14 protein-coding genes and 1 riboswitch are annotated in these 18,071 nt (G+C 67.1%); of the genes, 8 read left to right on the top strand and 6 right to left on the bottom strand.

The annotated features are described in order from the left end of the window. Nucleotides 1–44: 44 nt before the first annotated feature. A complete protein-coding gene (gene gdhA / locus ACYQ1H_RS10390; protein WP_460027984.1) occupies nucleotides 45–1,388 on the bottom strand; it encodes an NADP-specific glutamate dehydrogenase in 1,344 nt (447 codons plus the stop codon). A 188-nt stretch (nucleotides 1,389–1,576) separates the two neighbouring features. Between gdhA and ACYQ1H_RS10385 the strand changes: the two genes are divergently transcribed. From ACYQ1H_RS10385 to ACYQ1H_RS10375, 3 genes are all read left to right on the top strand, one after another. After that, on the top strand, nucleotides 1,577–1,900 hold the full coding sequence (locus ACYQ1H_RS10385; RefSeq protein ID WP_460027983.1) for a hypothetical protein: 324 nt from the start codon (nucleotides 1,577–1,579) through the stop codon (nucleotides 1,898–1,900). A gap of 115 nt (nucleotides 1,901–2,015) precedes the next feature. Beyond that, on the top strand, nucleotides 2,016–2,738 hold the full coding sequence (locus ACYQ1H_RS10380; protein WP_460027982.1) for a DUF4410 domain-containing protein: 723 nt from the start codon (nucleotides 2,016–2,018) through the stop codon (nucleotides 2,736–2,738). A 197-nt stretch (nucleotides 2,739–2,935) separates the two neighbouring features. Then, nucleotides 2,936–3,475 (top strand): copper resistance protein NlpE N-terminal domain-containing protein, encoded by a 540-nt coding sequence (locus tag ACYQ1H_RS10375; RefSeq protein WP_460027981.1) that lies wholly within the window; start codon nucleotides 2,936–2,938, stop codon nucleotides 3,473–3,475. Between the two features lie 12 nt (nucleotides 3,476–3,487). Here the strand turns inward: ACYQ1H_RS10375 and ACYQ1H_RS10370 are convergent, their stop codons facing one another. After that, nucleotides 3,488–4,966 carry a lipopolysaccharide biosynthesis protein gene (locus ACYQ1H_RS10370; RefSeq protein ID WP_460027980.1) on the bottom strand — a complete coding sequence of 493 codons (1,479 nt, stop codon included), beginning with the start codon at nucleotides 4,964–4,966 and terminating at the stop codon, nucleotides 3,488–3,490. Between the two features lie 154 nt (nucleotides 4,967–5,120). On the opposite strand from ACYQ1H_RS10370, the gene ftsE reads away from it, so the two are divergent. The 5 genes from ftsE (at nucleotide 5,121) to ACYQ1H_RS10345 (ending at nucleotide 10,553) form a co-directional block, all read left to right on the top strand. Continuing rightward, entirely contained in the window at nucleotides 5,121–5,780 is a 660-nt protein-coding gene (ftsE, locus tag ACYQ1H_RS10365) for a cell division ATP-binding protein FtsE (RefSeq protein WP_460027979.1), read from the top strand. Nucleotides 5,781–5,783: 3 nt separating this feature from the next. Continuing rightward, nucleotides 5,784–6,773 carry a permease-like cell division protein FtsX gene (ftsX, locus tag ACYQ1H_RS10360; RefSeq protein WP_460027978.1) on the top strand — a complete coding sequence of 330 codons (990 nt, stop codon included), beginning with the start codon at nucleotides 5,784–5,786 and terminating at the stop codon, nucleotides 6,771–6,773. A 75-nt stretch (nucleotides 6,774–6,848) separates the two neighbouring features. Next, the gene (gene rpoH / locus ACYQ1H_RS10355; RefSeq protein WP_460027977.1) at nucleotides 6,849–7,703 is read left to right on the top strand and encodes an RNA polymerase sigma factor RpoH; all 855 of its coding nucleotides are present in this window, start codon (nucleotides 6,849–6,851) and stop codon (nucleotides 7,701–7,703) included. Between the two features lie 146 nt (nucleotides 7,704–7,849). Beyond that, the gene (locus ACYQ1H_RS10350) at nucleotides 7,850–8,095 is read left to right on the top strand and encodes a hypothetical protein (protein ID WP_460027976.1); all 246 of its coding nucleotides are present in this window, start codon (nucleotides 7,850–7,852) and stop codon (nucleotides 8,093–8,095) included. Nucleotides 8,096–8,129: 34 nt separating this feature from the next. Then, nucleotides 8,130–10,553, top strand: coding sequence for a Lon protease family protein (locus ACYQ1H_RS10345; protein WP_460027975.1), 2,424 nt, complete (start codon nucleotides 8,130–8,132; stop codon nucleotides 10,551–10,553). Between the two features lie 11 nt (nucleotides 10,554–10,564). Here the strand turns inward: ACYQ1H_RS10345 and ACYQ1H_RS10340 are convergent, their stop codons facing one another. The 4 genes from ACYQ1H_RS10340 to ACYQ1H_RS10325 form a co-directional block, all read right to left on the bottom strand. Then, nucleotides 10,565–11,986, bottom strand: coding sequence for an MBL fold metallo-hydrolase RNA specificity domain-containing protein (locus ACYQ1H_RS10340; protein WP_460027974.1), 1,422 nt, complete (start codon nucleotides 11,984–11,986; stop codon nucleotides 10,565–10,567). Between the two features lie 71 nt (nucleotides 11,987–12,057). Further along, on the bottom strand, nucleotides 12,058–14,958 hold the full coding sequence (locus ACYQ1H_RS10335; protein ID WP_460027973.1) for an adenosylcobalamin-dependent ribonucleoside-diphosphate reductase: 2,901 nt from the start codon (nucleotides 14,956–14,958) through the stop codon (nucleotides 12,058–12,060). 83 nt (nucleotides 14,959–15,041) lie between these two features. Then, nucleotides 15,042–16,916: a phosphomethylpyrimidine synthase ThiC gene (gene thiC, locus ACYQ1H_RS10330; RefSeq protein ID WP_460027972.1), complete on the bottom strand. Its 1,875-nt coding sequence runs from the start codon at nucleotides 16,914–16,916 to the stop codon at nucleotides 15,042–15,044. Nucleotides 16,917–16,986: 70 nt separating this feature from the next. Further along, a riboswitch (TPP riboswitch) is annotated at nucleotides 16,987–17,098 on the bottom strand. Between the two features lie 48 nt (nucleotides 17,099–17,146). Further along, nucleotides 17,147–17,698: a hypothetical protein gene (locus ACYQ1H_RS10325; protein WP_460027971.1), complete on the bottom strand. Its 552-nt coding sequence runs from the start codon at nucleotides 17,696–17,698 to the stop codon at nucleotides 17,147–17,149. Between the last annotated feature and the right edge of the window lie 373 nt (nucleotides 17,699–18,071).

The raw sequence follows: 18,071 nt of genomic DNA, 5'->3' as shown, positions 1-18,071 counted from the left end.
TTCGCCGGGTGGCGGCTGCCACCATCCAAAGGCGGCGGGCTACCTCAGGTCAGGCCCTGCGCGAGCATCGCGTCGGCGACCTTGACGAAGCCGGCAATGTTGGCGCCGTCGATATAGCTGACGGTGCCGTCGGCGCGCTTCCCGTACTGGAGGCAGGCGGCATGGATGCCGCGCATGATGCCAAGCAGGCGGCTGTCCACCTCATCGCGGGGCCAGGACATTCGCTCCGCGTTCTGGCTCATTTCCAGGCCCGAGGTGGCGACGCCGCCCGCGTTGCTGGCCTTGCCCGGGGCGTAGAGCACGCCGGCGGCCTCGAAGGCCTTGGCGGCGGCGATGGTGGCGGGCATGTTGGCGCCCTCGGCGACGCAGATCACGCCATTGCGGATGAGGGTCGCGGCATCGTGCTCGTCCAGCTCGTTCTGGGTTGCGCAGGGCAAGGCGACATCGACCGGCACCTGCCAGGGACTCACGCCGGCGGCGAAGCAGACCCCCGTCCGCTTCGCGTAATCGCTCACCCGCCCATAATGGTGATTCTTCACATCCATCAGGATTTCCAGCTTCTCGGGCGTGAAACCTTCCTCGTCGACGATCGTGCCGCTGGAGTCCGATACGGTGACGACCTTGGCGCCGAGCGCCATGGCCTTTTCCACCGCATACTGCGCGACGTTGCCGGAGCCGGACACGCTCACGCGCAGGCCCTCGAAGGAGCGCCCGCGGGTCTTCAGCATTTCCTCGGCGAAGTACACGGTGCCGTAGCCGGTGGCCTCGGGCCGGATCAGCGAGCCGCCGAAGCTCAGGCCCTTGCCGGTGAAGACGCAATCCGAGCGGTTGCTGAGCTTCTTCATCATGCCGGTCATGTAGCCCACCTCCCGCGCACCGACGCCAATATCGCCGGCGGGCACGTCGGTATGCGCGCCCAGGTGCCGGAACAGTTCGGTGACGAAGGCCTGGCAGAAGCGCATGACCTCGGCCGGGCTCTTGCCCTTGGGGTCGAAGTCGGAGCCGCCCTTGCCGCCGCCCATGGGCAGGGTGGTCAGGGCATTCTTGAAGGTCTGCTCGAAAGCCAGGAACTTGAGAACCGAGAGATTCACCGAGGGATGGAAGCGCAGCCCGCCCTTGTAGGGACCGATGGCCATGCTGTGCTGGACGCGATAGCCACGGTTGACATGGATGGTGCCCTTGTCGTCCATCCAGGCGACGCGAAACATGATGATCCGCTCGGGTTCGACCAGCCGGTCGAGCAGGCCCTGGCCGACGTATTTCGGGTTTCTCTCGATGAAGGGCCAAAGGCTCTCCATCACCTCGGTGACGGCTTGCAGGAATTCGGGCTGGCCGGGGTTGCGCTCGCTGACGTGGCGCAGAAAATCGGGGAGGGAGGTATGTTTCACGGATGTCCTGGAGGGTCAAGGAAAGATCGACCCGAAATTTTATCATGCGGTATATCCATTTCGGATCGAGCGCAATGTTCGGGCATGGACGGGCAGGCCGGTGCGAGTCTTGGCCCCTGGCAGCAGGCAGCGCTCATGAATTGGGTGATAATGCGGCCATCCGTGAATCCGCATGCGAGGATTGCTGCATGAACCTTCCACAACCGCTGCCGACCCTGCCGATGCTGCTGAGCGCAGCGGCCTTGCTCTTGCTGGACGCGGGTGCCGTCGCTGCCCGCGATCGGGGTGTGAATCAGCCCGGCGCGATCGGCAATCGTCCTCCGGCGGCCGCTACGCCGGGCATCGATCCCGGCGTGAATCAGCCGGGTCGGCTGGGCAACCGATCGCCGGGGCCGCGGCGTGCCGATCCGGGGATCAACCCGCCTGGCGCCCTCGGTAACGCACCGGCTCTGCGCCATCGTGACCCCGGCCTCAACCAGCCGGGCGCGGCCGGCAACCGTCGCCTGCCTTGACGCGGCAGGCTGGCATCGCGGCACCCCGCCCGGGAAAGCGACAGCGCCCGGGGCATCGACCGCAACCGACCGTGTTTTCCTGAAGCATTACCCGTATCCCTCCCGGAGAATCCTCATGCGAATCGCCCCGCTGACCGCGTTCGGCACCATCCTGGCCGTGTCCGTCGCGATGGCCGGCTGCGCCAAGACGCAGGCGCTGAATGTTCTGCAGGCCAGCCATGTGGCCATCGCCAAGCCCGCTCATGTCCTGATCCAGGACTTTTCCGCCGATACGGGCACGATCAAGGCCAGTACCAGTCCCCTGGCGAAGCTGGAGGACCTGGTCGGTGACGAGGCCGCGGAGCAATCCCGGCAACTTGGGCAGGAGGTCCGGGAGGTGCTGTCGGCGGAACTGGTTGAAAAAATCCGTGCCTTGGGTTTCACGCCTGTGCGGGTCGGAGCCAGCCAGGCACCTGCGGCGGGCGATGTGATGATCGCCGGGCGATTCGTCAATATCGACGAGGGCAATGCCGTACGGCGGGCAGTGGTCGGTTTCGGCGCCGGCCAGTCCAGCGTCGACAGCGAGGTCCGGATTCTGGCGCCGGGCAATCGGACGCTGCTGTCCTTCGAAGTACATGCCGACAGCGGCAATACGCCGGGCGCGGTGGCCACGGCGGGCGTCGGTGCGGCCGCGGAAGCCGGTACGGCTGCCACGGCCGCCACCAGCGTTGCCCGCGGTGGCGCGGGCGCCTACAGGTCCGCTTCGGCGCATCAGGCGGCGGAGATGGCGGACAGGATCAGCGAGCAGTTTGCCGGCTATGCCGCCAGGCAGGGTTGGGTCGTCTCGTCCGGCCACTGACCGGGGGCGTCGCTAGCCGCCATCCGGGCCACCCGGGGTCAGGCGCGGTTCCGGGGTCCGTCGCGCGAGCCTGCCCGCCGTTCCGGGCGGGCTGCGCCGCATCCGGGGAATCTGGCGGGCGGGAACTTGTCAGTAGCGCTGGCGCGGGCGTTCCCGCCCGGGCCGGATCATGACACCAGTTTGATGGAGGAGGATGCTTGAAACGCTCGAATCGTATTTTCGCCAGGTGCCTGGCGCTGATGGCCATATCGGCCGCACTGCAACTGTCCCCGGCTGCCCGGGCGGAGACGGACATGCAGATCCAGGAGAAGGCGCTCAGGGCTCGCGAGCAGAGCCAGCTCGGCGACGGCATGGATCACTCGGCGCATGGCGCTTCCCGGACGGCGGGCAGGTTCCGGGGTGTCTTCTACGGCTATCTGCCGTGCCAGGAGAAAGACTGCGACGGCATCAAGATGACCCTGTCCCTGAATGCCAAGAACAACTATCTGCTGGTGATCCAGCCCGCCAAGCCGCTGAACCGGGAATCCTTCGAGAAAGGCAAGTACCAGTGGGACGACAACGAGGGCATTCTCCTGTTGGCGCCCAACCGGGAAGCCCCGCAGCGGCGGCTCGCCATCAAGGATGAAAGCACCCTGCTCTACCTGACCGGCGACGGCAGGCACCTGTCCGGCGAACAGGACCGGTACCTGCTGCGGAGAAGCGACCAGGCAGACCACCGGGAAGTGCATATCCATTGACGCGCCGCGTGGCTACCGGCGTTGCCGCCGGAGCAGCGGCCGCAGGTCCGCCACGCACGTCACCCCCAGGAACGCGGCCAGCAGCGCCGCACCGGTTCGCATGGCATCCCAGCCGCAGAACCCGACCAACTCGCGGTCGGCCAGGTACAGGACCAGCCCGAACGCGAGGTAGGCGGCCATCCGCCACACGGGATAAGGCACCGGGTAGTAATGGCGGCCGAGCTGCCAGGAGACCAGCGCCATGCTTGCGTAGCAGGCCAGGGTCGCCCAGGCCGAGCCCTCGTAGCCGAGCGACGGGATCAGCCAGAGGTTCAGGCCTACCGTCAGCACGGCGCCGAAAACCGAAACCCAGGCGCCCATCCCGGTGCGGTCGGTCAGCTTGTACCAGATGGACAGGTTGACATAGATGCCGAGGAAGAGATTGGCCATCAGCAGGATCGGCACGATGCCGAGTCCCTCGCGATACTCCTCGCCGATGAAATGCTGGAAGACTTCGATGAACAGCGTGACCAGCAGGAAGATGAAGACACAGAAGATGACGAAATAGCGCATCACCAGCGCATAGGCCCGTGGTGCGTCGGCGCGGCCGGCGTAGGCGAAGAAGAAGGGTTCGCCGGCGTAGCGGAAGGCCTGCACGAACAGGGTCATGAGGATCGACAGCTTGTAGCAGGCGCCATAGATGCCCAGCAGGCGCAGGTTGGTCGGCAGATCGTAGGGCAGCAGGTACTTGAGGATGGCGCGGTCGAGCATCTCGTTGACCATGCCGGCCAGGCCGATGACGACCATCGGCAGTGAATAGGCCAGCATCGGCCGCATGACCGCCAGGCCGGCCCGCCAGCGGATACCGCGGAACTGCGGCGTCAGCAACAGCAGCTTGCAGGCGCTGGCGATCAGGTTGGCGAGAAAGATGTAGCCAACACCGAGGTTCGGGTCGTAGAGCCGGGCCAGCGGCGCCTGCGGCCATAGCGCGAGGATTTTCGGCAGGCCCACGAGGAACAGCAGGTTGAGGCCGATGGCGAGGATGATTTCCGCCAGCTTGATGCCGGCGAACCGCCAGGCGCGGTTCTCGGCCCGCAGGCGCGCGAACGGCAGGGCCGACGCCGCATCGGCGGCCAGAATCAGTCCGAACCAGAGCAGATATTCCGGATGCTCCGGGTAACGCAGCAGATCCGCCAGCGGCTGGCGGAAACCGGTCAGGAGCGCCAGGAACACCAGGTTCGCCAGCAGCAGGAAACCGAGCGCCGCCGGATAGGCCGCGCCGGCGGGGATGTCGTCGCGGTGGCGAAAGCGGAAGTAGCCCGTTTCCAGGCCGAAGGTCAGGAACACGGCGAAGAAGCCGGCATAGGCGTAGAACTCGGAAACCACACCATAGGCCGCCGCCGGGAAGGTGTAGGTGTACAGCGGCACCAGCAGGTAGTTGAGAAAGCGGCCGACGATGCTGCTGAGGCCGTAGACGACGGTCTGGGAGGCGAGTTTGCGCAGGGAATTCAAGGCGGTTCGGCAGGTGGTGGACGAAAGGCTGCCGGCATTGTAAGGGGACCGGCGGGCACGGCCCAGAACCGCCATCTTTTTTGCCAAGACTTGGCGCGAGTGGATACCATGGGTCAACCCAACGGCCTGCCAGCCCCGCCTCAAGCCCGCCCGCATGATCGAGTTCAAGCAAGTCACCAAGCGCTATCCGGAAAGCGGCGAGGCCCTGTCCGAGGTCAGCTTCCGCATCGAGCGCGGCGAGTTGGCGTTCCTGACCGGCCATTCCGGCGCCGGCAAGAGCACGCTGCTGCGGCTGATCCCCGCCATGGAAAGGCCCAGCCGCGGGGAGATCACCATCGACGGCGTTCCCGTGCATCGGTTGCCATCCCGGCAGATTCCCTACCTGCGCCGCAAGCTCGGGCTCATCTTCCAGGACTACCGGCTGCTCAATGATCGGACGGTGTTCGACAATGTCGCCCTGCCGCTCCTCATCACCGGGCATAATCCGCACGATGTCGGCCGCCGGGTCCGGGCCGCGCTGGACAAGGTCGGCCTGTTGAAGAAGGAGAAACGCTTGCCTCTGGCGCTGTCGGGGGGCGAGCAGCAGCGGGTCGGCATCGCCCGGGCGATCGTCCACAAGCCGCCGCTGATCCTGGCCGATGAACCCACCGGAAACCTGGATGCCGAACTGGCGGACGAGATCATGCGCATGTTCCGGGATTTCAACGACGTCGGGGTGACGCTGCTCATCGCCAGCCATGACATGGGTCTGGTGCGCCGGTTCAGCCGCCGGACCCTGCGGCTGGAGCATGGCCACCTGGACGGGGTTGCCTGAGCCATGCCGCCAACCCGCAGATCGGGGCCAAGGCGCGGCATCTTCCGGCCTTCGCTGGAATCCCAGATCGGCCTGTCCGAGCGTCTTGGCGCCTACTGGGTGTTGCAGCTGGATTCGCTCAAGGCCAGTTTCGGGCGGATCTGTGAAACGCCGATCGCGAGTCTTCTCACCATCCTGGTGGTGGCCATCGCCCTGGCCCTGCCCGCCAGCTTCCATGCCCTGATCCAGAATGCCCGCCAGCCCATCGAGGCGCTGGAAACCACCAGCCAGATTTCCCTGTTCCTGAAGCCGGAGCTGGGCAACGAGGTCGGCCGCAAGGTTGCCGAGCAGTTGCGCCAGCGGCCCGGCATCGGCGGGGCCACCCTGGTCAGCAAGGAGGATGGGCTGAAGGAGCTGACCGCCTACAGCGGATTTGGCGAGGCGCTGGAAGCCCTGAAGGACAATCCCTTGCCCGTGGTCGTCATCGTCCAGCCGGCACGGACGGATGCCGACGCGGTTGCCGCCCTGCTGGCGGAACTCAGGCATCTGCCGGAGGCGGACAAGGTGCAGTTCGACAGCGAATGGCTGGAGAAACTGCGATCCCTGCTGGCCATCGCCCAGCGCAGCACCCTGGCCTTCAGCGTGCTGCTCGGCTTCGGGGTACTGTTCATCGTCGGCAACACCATCCGCCTCGAGTTGCAGAATCGGCGCGAGGAAATCGCGGTGGCGAAGTTGCTCGGGGCCACCAACCACTTCATTCGCCGGCCCTTTGTCCATGCCGGGTTCTGGTATGCCCTGCTGGGGGCGGTGCTGGCCTGGATGCTGGCCAACCTGCTGGTCCTCGGCGTCCGCGCGCCCGTCAACCAGCTGGCGGAGCTCTATGGCAGCAGCTATCGGCTGGCATTCATGGGGCTGGCCGATACGGTCGTGCTGCTGGGAAGCGCGGTGTTGCTGGGCGTCACCGGGGCCTGGATCGTGGTTGCATACTTCCTGCTCGAAATCGAGCCTGAATGAGGGAACCGCCATTAGCACTCGCTGTCACAGAGTGCTAACATGATCCGGTCACTCCACATGACGAGGGCGAAAAGAATGACTCAAGCCTTGACCTTGCCACCAAGCCTGTCGCTGGGTTCCATTGATGATTACATGGCGGCCATCAATCGCCTGCCGCGGCTGGATGCCGAAGAGGAGCAGGCGCTGGCCGTGCGCTTCCGCGAGCAGGGCGACCTCCAGGCCGCCCGCCAGCTGGTGCTCGCCAACCTGCGTTTCGTCGCCCATGTCGCCCGGGGCTATCTGGGTTATGGCCTGCCGCTGCAGGACCTGATCCAGGAAGGCAACATCGGCCTGATGAAGGCCGTGAAGCGTTTCGACCCCGGCGTCGGCGTGCGCCTGGTGTCCTTCGCCGTGCACTGGATCAAGGCGGAAATCCACGAATTCATCATCCAGAACTGGCGCATCGTGAAGGTTGCGACCACCAAGGCGCAGCGCAAGCTGTTCTTCAACCTGCGCAAGTACAAGAACCGCCTTGGCTGGCTGAACCCCGAGGAGGCCAGCACCGTGGCCGAGGAGCTGGGTGTGGAGCTGGACACGGTCTACGAGATGGAGGGCCGCCTGAGCAGCCAGGATCTGGCCTACGATGCCGCCGACGACGGCGAGGATGGCGAGCGGGACTTCTCGGCCCCGGTGCACTACCTGCGGCAGGCCAATGCCGACCCGGCCGACCTGCTGGAGAGCGAGGACTGGGAAGCGCACGAGCAGAAAAAGCTCATCCATGCCATCGAGCAGCTCGACGACCGCAGCCGCGACATTGTCCGCAGTCGCTGGCTGAGCGAGGAGAAGCTGACCCTGCACGATCTCGCGGCTCGCTACAAGGTCTCCGCCGAGCGCATCCGGCAGCTGGAGAACTCGGCCATGAAGCGCCTCAAGCAGTCCATGGCGGCCTGACACAGGCTACCGATGGCCACCAGGGCGGCCTGCCGGCCGCCTTTTTTGTGCCGCTGCCGCGTGCGGTCCGCTAGCCGGGCGGCGCCACCGCTCTCCGCTTTCGTTTAAGATTCCGCAGCTTCAAAACGGACAGGGAGCCACCCGCCATGAGCAAATCCTTCGAAGTCAAGTTGAAGAGCGATCCCGACGAGGTGATCGCCAGGGCCCGCCTTGCCGCGCGGGACAATGGCGTCCGCTTCGAGGGCGACGGCCAGACCGGCCGCTTCTCCGGACACGGCATCGAGGGCAGCTACCTCATCCTGGAGGACACGCTCTCGGTCAAGATCTCCAAGAAACCCTTCATCATGCCCTGGGGGATCATCGAGTCCACCTTGCGCAACTACTTCGCCTGACGTCGCCGCGCAGTCGCCCCCAGGGAGTCGTCCCATGACGCGTACTGTCAAGCCGGCCCCCGTGGGCGCCCTGGCGCCGGTGCAGTTGCGCCGGCGCTGCGAGCCGGCGAGTCTCGGCTTCGAGACCACCGCGGGGCTCGCCGACATCGACCTGGCGGTGGGCCAGGCGCGGGCGCTGGAGGCGTTGCAGTTCGGTCTCGGCATCGATCGGTCCGGCTTCAACCTGTTCGTCCTGGGGCCGGCCGGGATCGGCAAGGACAGCGTGCTGCGCGAGGTTGTCGGCCGCCTGGCGGCCCGGCAACCGACGGCGGACGACTGGTGCTATGTCCACAATTTCCGCGAGCCGAACCGGCCCCGGGTCCTGCGCCTGCCGGCCGGCATGGGCCGGCGGCTGGCGGATGCTGTCGACCGCCTGCTGGAGGCCCTGCTCGGTGCCATTCCTGCCGCCTTCGAGCAGGAGGGCTACCGCGCCCGCGCCGAAGCCATCGAGCGGGATGTCAAGGAACGCGAGGCGGCGACCATCAATGCCCTGCGGGTCGCCGCCCAGCAGCAAGGCATCGCCCTGATCGAGACCCCGACCAGCTATGCCTTCGCTCCGGTGAACGCGCAGGCCGAGCTGTTGAAGCCGGACGAGTTTCAGCAGCTCCCGGAAGCGCGCCAGCAGGCGATCCGGGCCGCGATCGACGCCCTGCACGAGGAGTTGCAGAAGCAGCTGCGCCAGTTTCCGCTCTGGCGGCGCGAGTCCCAGGAGCGGCTCCGGGCGCTGAACCGCGAAACGGCCGCGGCCGTCGTCACCCAACTGCTCGATGAACTGCGGACCGGCTACCGCGACTGCCCCGCCGCGCTCGCGCACATCGAGGTTCTGCAGGAGGCGCTGATCGACCATGCGACGGATTTCCTGCCGCAGGGTGAAAACAGCGTCCAGGCCCTGTTCGGGCACACGGGGCTGCCGCTGCCCGGCCAGCGCTTCCGCATCAACGTCCTGGTCTCGCACGCCGGGACCGAGGGGGCCCCGCTGATCTTCGAGGCCCTGCCGCACCATGCCAACCTGGTCGGCCGGGTCGAGCATCAGGCGCACCTGGGCACCCTCATCACCGATTTCGGCATGATCCGTCCGGGCGCGCTGCATCGGGCCAATGGCGGCTATCTGGTGCTGGACGCGCTCAAGTTGCTGACCCAGCCCTTCGCCTGGGAGACCCTCAAGCGCGCCCTGCGCGCCGGCGCCATCGCCATCGAGCCGCTGGAGCGCACCCTGAGCCTGATCAGCACCTCGCCCCTGGAGCCCGAGCCCATCCCGCTGCGGCTGAAGGTCATCCTCTGCGGCGACCGGCTGCTCTATTACCTGCTGAGCCTGCACGACCCGGAATTCCAGGCCCTGTTCAAGGTGCCGGCGGACTTCGAGGACACGCTCGACCGCGACGAAACCGGGCAGGTCCGCTTTGCCCGCCTGATCGGCACCCTGGCCCGGCGCGACGGGCTGCGCGCGCTGGATCGCGAGGCCGTCGCGCTGGTCATCGAGCAGTCGGCGCGCGGCATCGAGGATGCCGAAAAACTCGACGGCCATCTGGGCCGGCTGACGGATCTCCTCAAGGAGGCCGACCACTGGGCCGGCGAGGCCGGGCACGCGGTCATCGGCCGGGTGGCTGTGCAGACCGCCATCGACCGACGGGCCCGCCGCGCCAGCCGCATCCGCGACGAACTCTACGAAGCCATCCGGCGCGGGACCCTGCTGATCGATACCCGGGGGCGCCATATCGGCCAGGTCAACGGCCTGTCGGTGATCCGTCTGGGCGAATACAGCTGCGGCCATCCCGTCCGCATCACCGCCACCACCCGCCTCGGCAGCGGCAAGATCGTCGATATCGAGCGCGAAACCGAACTCGGCGGCGCCCTGCACAGCAAGGGTGTCATGATCCTGTCGGCCCTGCTGGCCTCGCGTTACGCCCGCGCCCAGCCTCTGTCCCTGTCCGCCAGCCTGGTGTTCGAGCAGTCCTACGGCGAGGTGGAGGGCGACAGCGCGTCGCTGGCGGAGTTGTGCGCGCTCATCTCCTCGCTGGCGGAACTGCCGGTGCGCCAGGACATCGCGGTGACCGGCTCGGTCAACCAGTTGGGCCATGTGCAGCCGATCGGCGGCGTCAACGAGAAGATCGAAGGCTTCTTCGATGTCTGTCGCGCCGCCGGGCTCACCGGGGGCCAGGGCGTCATGATCCCGGACGCCAACCGCCCGCATCTGATGTTGCGCGAGGATCTGGTCGAGGCCGCCACGGCCGGGCGCTTCCATATCTATGCCGTGGGCACCGTCGACGAGGCACTGGCCGTGCTGCTGGATACCGCTGCCGGCGAGCGCGACGAGGCCGGCGAGTTTCCTGTCGGCACCGTCAATGGCCGGGTCGAGCATACCTTGCGCACCTGGGCCTTGCTGGCCTTGCAGATGAACCAGGGCGGAAACGGCGAATAGGTCCGGCGCCGCTAGAGGGCGATGGTTGCCCCCGGCTCGGCGATTTCCGTCTGCATCCGCTGCGCCAGGAGCCGCTCGCGCAGGGCCGTCATGGCCTCGACCTCGCCATGCACCAGATAGACCCGCGGCCGGGCAGGTTGCAGGCCCAGCGCCCATTCGACCAGCTCGCTCTGGCCGGCATGGGCGGAGAAGCCGCCCAGCGTGTGGATGGTGGCCCTGACGGCGATGTCCCCGCCCAGGATCGACAGGCGCCGGGCGCCGTCGACCAGCCGGCGTCCCAGGGTGCCGCGCGGCTGGAAACCGGAGATGATGACGTGGGTATCGCGTTTCCAGAGGTTGTACTTGAGGTGGTGGCGGATGCGGCCGCCCTCGCACATGCCGCTGCCGGCGATGATGATGGCGCCCTGGACCTGGTTGAGCGCCATGGAGTCCTCGGTGCTGCGGGAGTAGGACAGGCACGGCAGCCAGGCCTGCCAGCCATGCCCGATCAGTCGGTTGAAGTCCGGATCGTCGCGGTTGAACAGCTTGGCGTGACGGACATAGATCTCGCTGGCCTCGATGGCCATCGGGCTGTCGACGAAGACCCGCGACTGCGGCAGGTCGCCCTCGCGGTGGAAGCGGCCCAGCCAGTAGAGGATGTCCTGGGTCCGGCCGACTGCGAACGAGGGAATCAGCACGTTGCCCCCGCTGCGCGCGGCCGCCTGCAGCGCCTGCCGGAATTCCGCCAGGGTGTCGGGCAGGGAGCGGTGATCGCGGTCGCCGTAGGTGGATTCGAGCAGCAGCACGTCGGCGTGGGCGAGCCGCTCGGGATCGCGCAGCAGCGGCGAGTAACGGTTGCCGAGATCGCCCGAGAACACCAGCGTGCGGCGGCCGTCACGGGTGTCCAGCCCCAGCTCGACGATGGCAGCGCCGATGATGTGGCCGGCATCGTGGAATCGCAGCTGCACGCCCGGCAGCGGTTGCGCGAGTTCAGCATATGGCAGCGGCCGGCGCATGGCCAGAACCCGCTCGACATCCTCCAGGGTGTACAGGGGCTCCAGCAGCCGCTTGCCGGCTCGCTGGCGGCGCTTGTTTTCCCATTGGGTATCCTTCATTTCCAGATGCGCGGCGTCCTTGAGCAGTAGTTCCAGCAGGTCATGCGTCGGCGGCGTCAGGTAGATCGGTCCGGTGTAGCCGGCCCTGACCAGCTTGGGCAGCAGGCCGGAATGGTCGATGTGGGCGTGGGAAACGACAACCGCGGCCAGCGAACGGGGATCGAAGGGGAAGTCGAGGCGGTTGCGTTCGGTGGTCGCTGGTGGGCCCTGGAACATGCCGCATTCCAGCAACAGCCGGCCGCCCCGGGTCTCCAGCAGGTAGCAGGAGCCGGTGACCTGGCGTGCCGCGCCATGGAAGGTCAGCCGCAGGTCGGCCATGGAGATCGCGGGGGTGTTCATGGTGTGCTCCTGATGGATATCGGTATGGCCGGGACTGGTGCCGGGCCGGATGCCGTGGAACCGCGCCCGGTCTAGCCGCAACCGCCCACGGCGCCGCAGGCGCTGCAGAAGTCGCAGCCGTCCCTGCGGATGACGGCATAGTTGCCGCATTCCGGGCAGCGCTTGCCGGGGCGGACTTCCATGGCGCCGGCCGAACGGGCGCGCAGGGGGATGACGTTCTCGGCATCGTAGGCGACGATGCCCATGTCCTCCATCGGGTAGCCGTCCTCGTCGAGGATGCCCAGCAGGGCGTAGCGGTGGATCATCAGCCGCACCAGATAGGCGACGGTCGAGGGGTAGTTGGTCTTGCGCTGCTCGCCCGGCACCCAGGCCAGGAAGTCGCCCCGCGGCTCGGGGAAATCGACCAGCTGCCGCAGCTTGGCGCCGATCCAGGCGGGATCGATCACGCGCATGTCGTAGGACAGGGATTTGCACAGCCCGTCGAGCAGCCGCGGATACTCGCCCGACAGCCAGACCGAGTAGGGCCGGCGCTGGCCGTTGGGCAGCACCAGCTCCTTGAGGCCCATGACGAAATCGTCGCCGGTCGCCGGGTTGTAGATGTCGACGGTCCAGGACAGCGTGCCATCCGGGCCGGTCTTCGGTTCCTTGGGCGACATGAGGGCGTGCAGGACGGGCGTGTCGGCGATGGTGTCGAAGGCGCCCAGCTCCTGGCAGCGCAGGGACACCAGCCGGGCGAAGCCGGCCACCAGGCTGGGTACCCGGAAGGGCTCGCCCGCGGGCGGCAGCGGCAGCTCGAAGCCGTCGTCGCCGGAGGCCTTCATCAGGCTTTCCAGCTTGGTCTTCAGCCAGCCGCGATCGTTGGAGCGCATGTCCATGGACAGCGACTTGGCCAGCGCGCCCAGGCCGCGCGGCTGCTCCGCGCCGTTGATCCAGACTTCGAAGGGCTGGCGCTGTCCATTTTGCGGCAAGCTTTCTGGCAGGGGCTCTCCGCGTTCGGTGGCGCGCCTGGGAGCATGGTCCAGATGGCCGACGAAGACGGCGAAGGAGCCATGCGGGTGGTCGACCATGTAGCACCAGGCCGGGTTGCCGCCGGGGGGGCGTGGCCGCCGGCGCCAGCGCAGCGAGGCGAGGGTGGGTTCCGGCACCTGCTCCAGCCGGAGCCGACGGTTGGGGTCGGAAACGTCGAAATCCGGCGCGCTGCTCCCGCCCTGGATGGCCTGGGCGTCGGTGGTCTCCAGCACCGCGCCGGTGATGAGGTTGGGGCGGTAGGTGGCGAGTCCCTTGAGGCCGTGGCGCCAGGCCTCGAGATAGAGGTTCTTGAAGGCCTCGAACGGATAGTCGGCCGGCACGTTGACGGTCTTGGAGATGCTGGTGTCGATATAGGGCTGTACCGCCGCCAGCATCTGCATGTGGTCCAGTGCGGCGATCTCCAGCGCGGTGACCCAGTACGGTGGCAGGTGGTCGACATCGCCGCCCTCGATGCGATGGCGGCGCCAGGCGTGATCCTCGACGGGGTAGTCCTGCACGCCGCCGTCCGGGGTGCGCTTGCGGCGGGTGTAGCGCCAGGCGAAGGGCGGCTCGATGCCATTGGAGGCGTTGTCGGCGAAGGCCAGGCTGATGGTGCCGGTCGGCGCGATGGCGAGCAGGTGGCTGTTGCGCAGGCCCTGTCGGCGGATGCGCTCGCGCAGCGTCTCCGGCAGCCGGCGGACAAAGGCGCCGGCGAGATAGGCGTCCGGGCGGAACAGCGGGAAGGCCCCCTTCTCGTCCGCCAGTTCCGCCGAGGCCTGGTAGGCGGCGTCCCGCAATGCCTCGGCGATGCGGCCGGCCATGGCCCGGGCGGCATCCGTGTCATAACGCAGGCCGAGCATGATCAGGGTATCACCCAGGCCGGTGAAGCCGAGCCCGATGCGACGCTTGGCCATGGCCTCGGCGCGCTGGGCCTCGAGCGGCCAGTAGGTCAGGTCCAGCACGTTGTCGAGCATGCGCACCGCCAGCCCCGCGAGTGCCGCCAGTCCGGCAAGGTCGAAGCGGGCTTCCGCCGTGAATGGCGCCTCGACCAGCCGGGTCAGGTCGATGGAGCCAAGGCAGCAGCAGCCGTAGTCGGGCAGCCACTCCTCGGCGCAGGGGTTGGTGGCCTCGAACGTCTCGCAGTAATGCAGGTTGTTCTCGGCATTGGCGCGGTCCACGAACAGGATGCCGGGTTCGGCATGGTCGTAGGTGGAGGTCATGATCTGGTCCCACAGCACCCGTGCGGGCAGGCTGCGGTAGATCCAGGCACCGTCTTCGCGGCGGCCGGTGGCATGTCCTGCCTGGCTTTCACCCGGCTCGGCCCGGTGGACCAGCGCCCAGTCGGCGTCGCTTTCCACGGCGTGCATGAAGGCGTCGGTTACCGCGACCGACAGGTTGAAATTGGTCAGTTCGCCCGGCCGGTCCTTGGCGTGGATGAAGTCCTCGATGTCGGGATGGTCGCAGCGCAGCACGCCCATTTGCGCGCCCCGGCGGCTGCCGGCGGATTCCACGGTCTCGCAGGACCGGTCGAAGACGCGCAGGTAGGAGATTGGTCCCGATGCGCTGGAAGCCGTGCCTCTGACCCGGGCGCCCCTGGGTCGGATGCGGGAGAAGTCATAGCCGACGCCGCCGCCACGGCGCATGGTTTCGGCGGCTTCCTGTAGGGCGATGTAGATGCCGGGTTTGCCCTCGGCGTCTGGCTCGGAGATGGCGTCGCCGACCGGCTGCACGAAACAGTTGATCAGCGTGGCCCGGATATCCGTGCCAGCCGCCGACATGATGCGACCGGCCGGTATGAAGCCCTGGCGCAGGGCCGCCAGAAACCGGGGCTCCCAGGTATCCGGCGCGGCCTCCACCGAGGCCAGCGCCCTGGCGACACGACGAAAGACATCCTCGGCCGTGGTCTCGCCCTGCTTGGCGTATTTCTCCCGCAGGACATCATCCGAAATGGGCTGGGTCGGCATCGGCGGTTCTCCTCTCCGGGATGCCCCATTCTAAGGCCGCCGCCGGGGCATTTCATGCCGCATGCCCGGAACGGCCGGCAGTCTCAGGCCTTGTGGTAAATCTCCGCGCCGCCCTTGATGAATTCCCCGGCCATTTCCTCCATGCCGGCTTCGAGCGCCTGGTCATCGTCCAGCCCATGGTTCTTTGCATACTCACGCACATCCTGGGTGATCTTCATCGAGCAGAAATGCGGGCCGCACATGGAGCAGAAGTGGGCCAGCTTGGCGCCTTCCTGCGGCAGGGTCTCGTCGTGGAATTCCAGCGCCTTCTCGGGATCGAGGCTGAGGTTGAACTGATCGGCCCAGCGGAATTCGAAGCGCGCCTTGGACAGGGCGTTGTCGCGGGCCTGGGCGCCGGGATGGCCCTTGGCCAGGTCGGCGGCGTGGGCGGCGATCTTGTAGGCGACGATGCCGTCGCGCACATCCTGCTTGTTCGGCAGGCCCAGGTGCTCCTTGGGTGTGACGTAGCAGAGCATGGCGGTGCCGTACCAGCCGATCATGGCGGCGCCGATGGCGCTGGTGATGTGGTCGTAGCCGGGCGCGATGTCGGTAGTCAGCGGGCCCAGGGTGTAGAAGGGTGCCTCGTGGCAGTGCTTGAGCTGCTCCTCCATGTTGGCCTTGATCATGTGCATGGGCACGTGGCCGGGGCCTTCGATCATCACCTGCACGTCGTGCTTCCAGGCGATCTCGGTCAGCTCGCCCAGGGTGCGCAATTCGGAGAACTGGGCCTCGTCGTTGGCGTCGGCGATGGAGCCGGGGCGGAGGCCGTCGCCCAGCGAGAAGGCCACATCGTAGGCCTTCATGATCTCGCAGATGTCCTCGAAATGGGTGTAGAGGAAGCTCTCCTTGTGGTGCGCGAGGCACCACTTGGCCATGATCGAGCCGCCGCGGCTGACGATGCCGGTGACGCGCTTCGCCGTCAGCGGAATGAACGGCAGGCGGATGCCGGCGTGGATGGTGAAGTAGTCGACGCCCTGCTCGGCCTGTTCGATGAGGGTGTCGCGGAAGATTTCCCAGGTCAGTGCCTCGGCGCGGCCATCGACCTTTTCCAGCGCCTGATAGATGGGCACCGTGCCGATGGGGACCGGCGAGTTGCGGATGATCCACTCGCGGGTCTCGTGGATGTTCTTGCCGGTGGAGAGATCCATCACCGTGTCGCCGCCCCAGCGGATCGACCACAGCATCTTCTCGACTTCTTCCTCGATGGACGAGGTGACGGCGGAGTTGCCGAGGTTGCAGTTGATCTTCACCAGGAAGTTGCGGCCGATGATCATCGGCTCGGATTCCGGATGGTTGATGTTGTTGGGGATGATGGCGCGGCCGCGGGCGACCTCGTCGCGGACGAATTCGGGGGTGATGATCTTGGGAATGGCGGCGCCGAAGGCTTCGCCCGGATGCTGGTGCTGGTACAGCTCGGCCAGCGCCTCCAGTCTCTGGTTCTCGCGGATGGCGATGAATTCCATTTCCGGCGTGACGATGCCCTTCCGCGCATAGTGCATCTGGGTCACGTTGGCGCCGGGTTTGGCGACGCGAGGCTTGCGGATGTGTTCGAACCGCAGGGCGCTCAGCGCCGGATCGCTCTGGCGGGCCTGGCCATAGCGGGAGGACGGGCCGTCCAGTTCCACGGTGTCGCCGCGCGCCTCGATCCAGGCTTCGCGGAGGGCCGGCAGACCATGGCGCAGATCGACCGTCACGGCCGGGTCGGTGTAGGGGCCGGAGGTATCGTAGACGTAGACCGGCGGGTTCTCCTCCGCGCCGAAACCGGTGGGGGTGTCGGACTGGCTGATTTTCCGCATCGGCACGCGTATGTCGGGCCGGCTGCCCTCGATATAGACCTTTTCGGAAGCGGCGAAAGGCTGGATGGATGCCTGCTTGGCGGTGACGGCATCGTGCAGGACGGTTTTGGGGACGGCGCTCATCGCTACTCCTCGACGGTTGATGGGGCGGTCCGGCAAGGAGTTCCAGCGTCGTCCGGCGGCGGCTGCGCACGGCCGGCGGGACAGGCTTTCCTACGCCGGTTCTAACCGGGTCAGGTTCAAAGGGTGTGTCTCAGCCCGGGCGGCGATCCACGGGATCGCCCTGGGCACCCCTAGCCCTAGGTGCGGGCTAAGCTAATGCATGGCCGCGGCTTTGGCAAGCCGCGGTCCGGTCAGCGGGCATCGCGGGTGATGGGCGGGCCGATGGTCAGGCTGGTCTGCCACTGGCGGGAGGGATCGCGCTCGCGGTAGTAGCGGATCTCCACGGTGGTGGGGCTGTCGCTCCGGGCGAAGCGGCTGGCCTCGCCGGAGTGTCCGGCGGGATGCGAAACCTGCCAGCCGGAGCCCAGGCAGCGGCTGACGAGCCTCAGTCCCGCGTCGTAATCCGCGCGGGCCGTGGCGTCGTTGCCCTTGTCCCAGGTGCAGCCATAGTGGGTGCGACCGCCGCCCCAGGCGACGATGTCGCAGTCGGTGCCGGGCAGGATGGGTTTGGTGTCCCAGCGGGTGTGGTCGTAGTCCTGGCTGGCGGAGCCCCGCAGGGACTGGAAGCCGGTGCCGGCATCGGCGATGACGGTTTTCAGCGCTGCGCAGGCCGCTGCGTCGCCGATGTTCTCCGTCTTGGTCGCCGCGGGCTGCACGCAGCCCGCCGCCAGGCAGGTTGTCAGCAGTCCGGCCAGGGTTGCCCGAAAGGTTCGGAAATGGGTGTTGTGGCCATCACATTGCATGGAAATCGGTCCTGCGGGGAAGAGTGAAAGGAAGCTGCGTCGATCGCCGATGCCGGCGCCGGAGGATGCTAACACCGCTGCCAGGGCTGAAAAAGCGGGGGGCTCGTCCGGGGTGCGGCGGGCGGAGAAGGCATATAACCAGATGTTCTATCCTTCTGCCAATCCATTCTTACAGCGGATGCCGCCGGCTTGCTAGGATGCCCGCCGCGACCGGGAGCGGGCCGGGCCGTCATGGCGGTTTGCACCCTAGCCCCCGGATTTTCAGACTTTCCGAGCGGATGATGACATGAGCTTTGATCTGGCACAGATCGTTTCGGGCCTGCTGGTCGGGCTGCTGGTCGGGCTGACCGGTGTCGGCGGCGGTTCGCTGATG

The sequence above is a fragment of the Methyloparacoccus murrellii genome, from assembly GCF_054657115.1.
The sequence above is the reverse complement of the archived record's forward strand: the minus strand, read 5'-3'. Positions and strand labels throughout refer to the sequence as shown.

What these genes read in the sequence shown, in the direction of transcription:
- ACYQ1H_RS10385 (WP_460027983.1), top strand. Translation starts at nt 1,577, where the DNA reads ATGAACCTTCCACAACCGCTGCCGACCCTGCCGATGCTGCTGAGCGCA.
- ACYQ1H_RS10380 (WP_460027982.1), top strand. Translation starts at nt 2,016, where the DNA reads ATGCGAATCGCCCCGCTGACCGCGTTCGGCACCATCCTGGCCGTGTCC.
- ftsE (WP_460027979.1), top strand. Translation starts at nt 5,121, where the DNA reads ATGATCGAGTTCAAGCAAGTCACCAAGCGCTATCCGGAAAGCGGCGAG.
- ftsX (WP_460027978.1), top strand. Translation starts at nt 5,784, where the DNA reads ATGCCGCCAACCCGCAGATCGGGGCCAAGGCGCGGCATCTTCCGGCCT.
- rpoH (WP_460027977.1), top strand. Translation starts at nt 6,849, where the DNA reads ATGACTCAAGCCTTGACCTTGCCACCAAGCCTGTCGCTGGGTTCCATT.
- ACYQ1H_RS10350 (WP_460027976.1), top strand. Translation starts at nt 7,850, where the DNA reads ATGAGCAAATCCTTCGAAGTCAAGTTGAAGAGCGATCCCGACGAGGTG.
- ACYQ1H_RS10345 (WP_460027975.1), top strand. Translation starts at nt 8,130, where the DNA reads ATGACGCGTACTGTCAAGCCGGCCCCCGTGGGCGCCCTGGCGCCGGTG.
- ACYQ1H_RS10340 (WP_460027974.1), bottom strand. Translation starts at nt 11,986, where the DNA reads ATGAACACCCCCGCGATCTCCATGGCCGACCTGCGGCTGACCTTCCAT.
- ACYQ1H_RS10335 (WP_460027973.1), bottom strand. Translation starts at nt 14,958, where the DNA reads ATGCCGACCCAGCCCATTTCGGATGATGTCCTGCGGGAGAAATACGCC.
- thiC (WP_460027972.1), bottom strand. Translation starts at nt 16,916, where the DNA reads ATGAGCGCCGTCCCCAAAACCGTCCTGCACGATGCCGTCACCGCCAAG.
- ACYQ1H_RS10325 (WP_460027971.1), bottom strand. Translation starts at nt 17,698, where the DNA reads ATGCAATGTGATGGCCACAACACCCATTTCCGAACCTTTCGGGCAACC.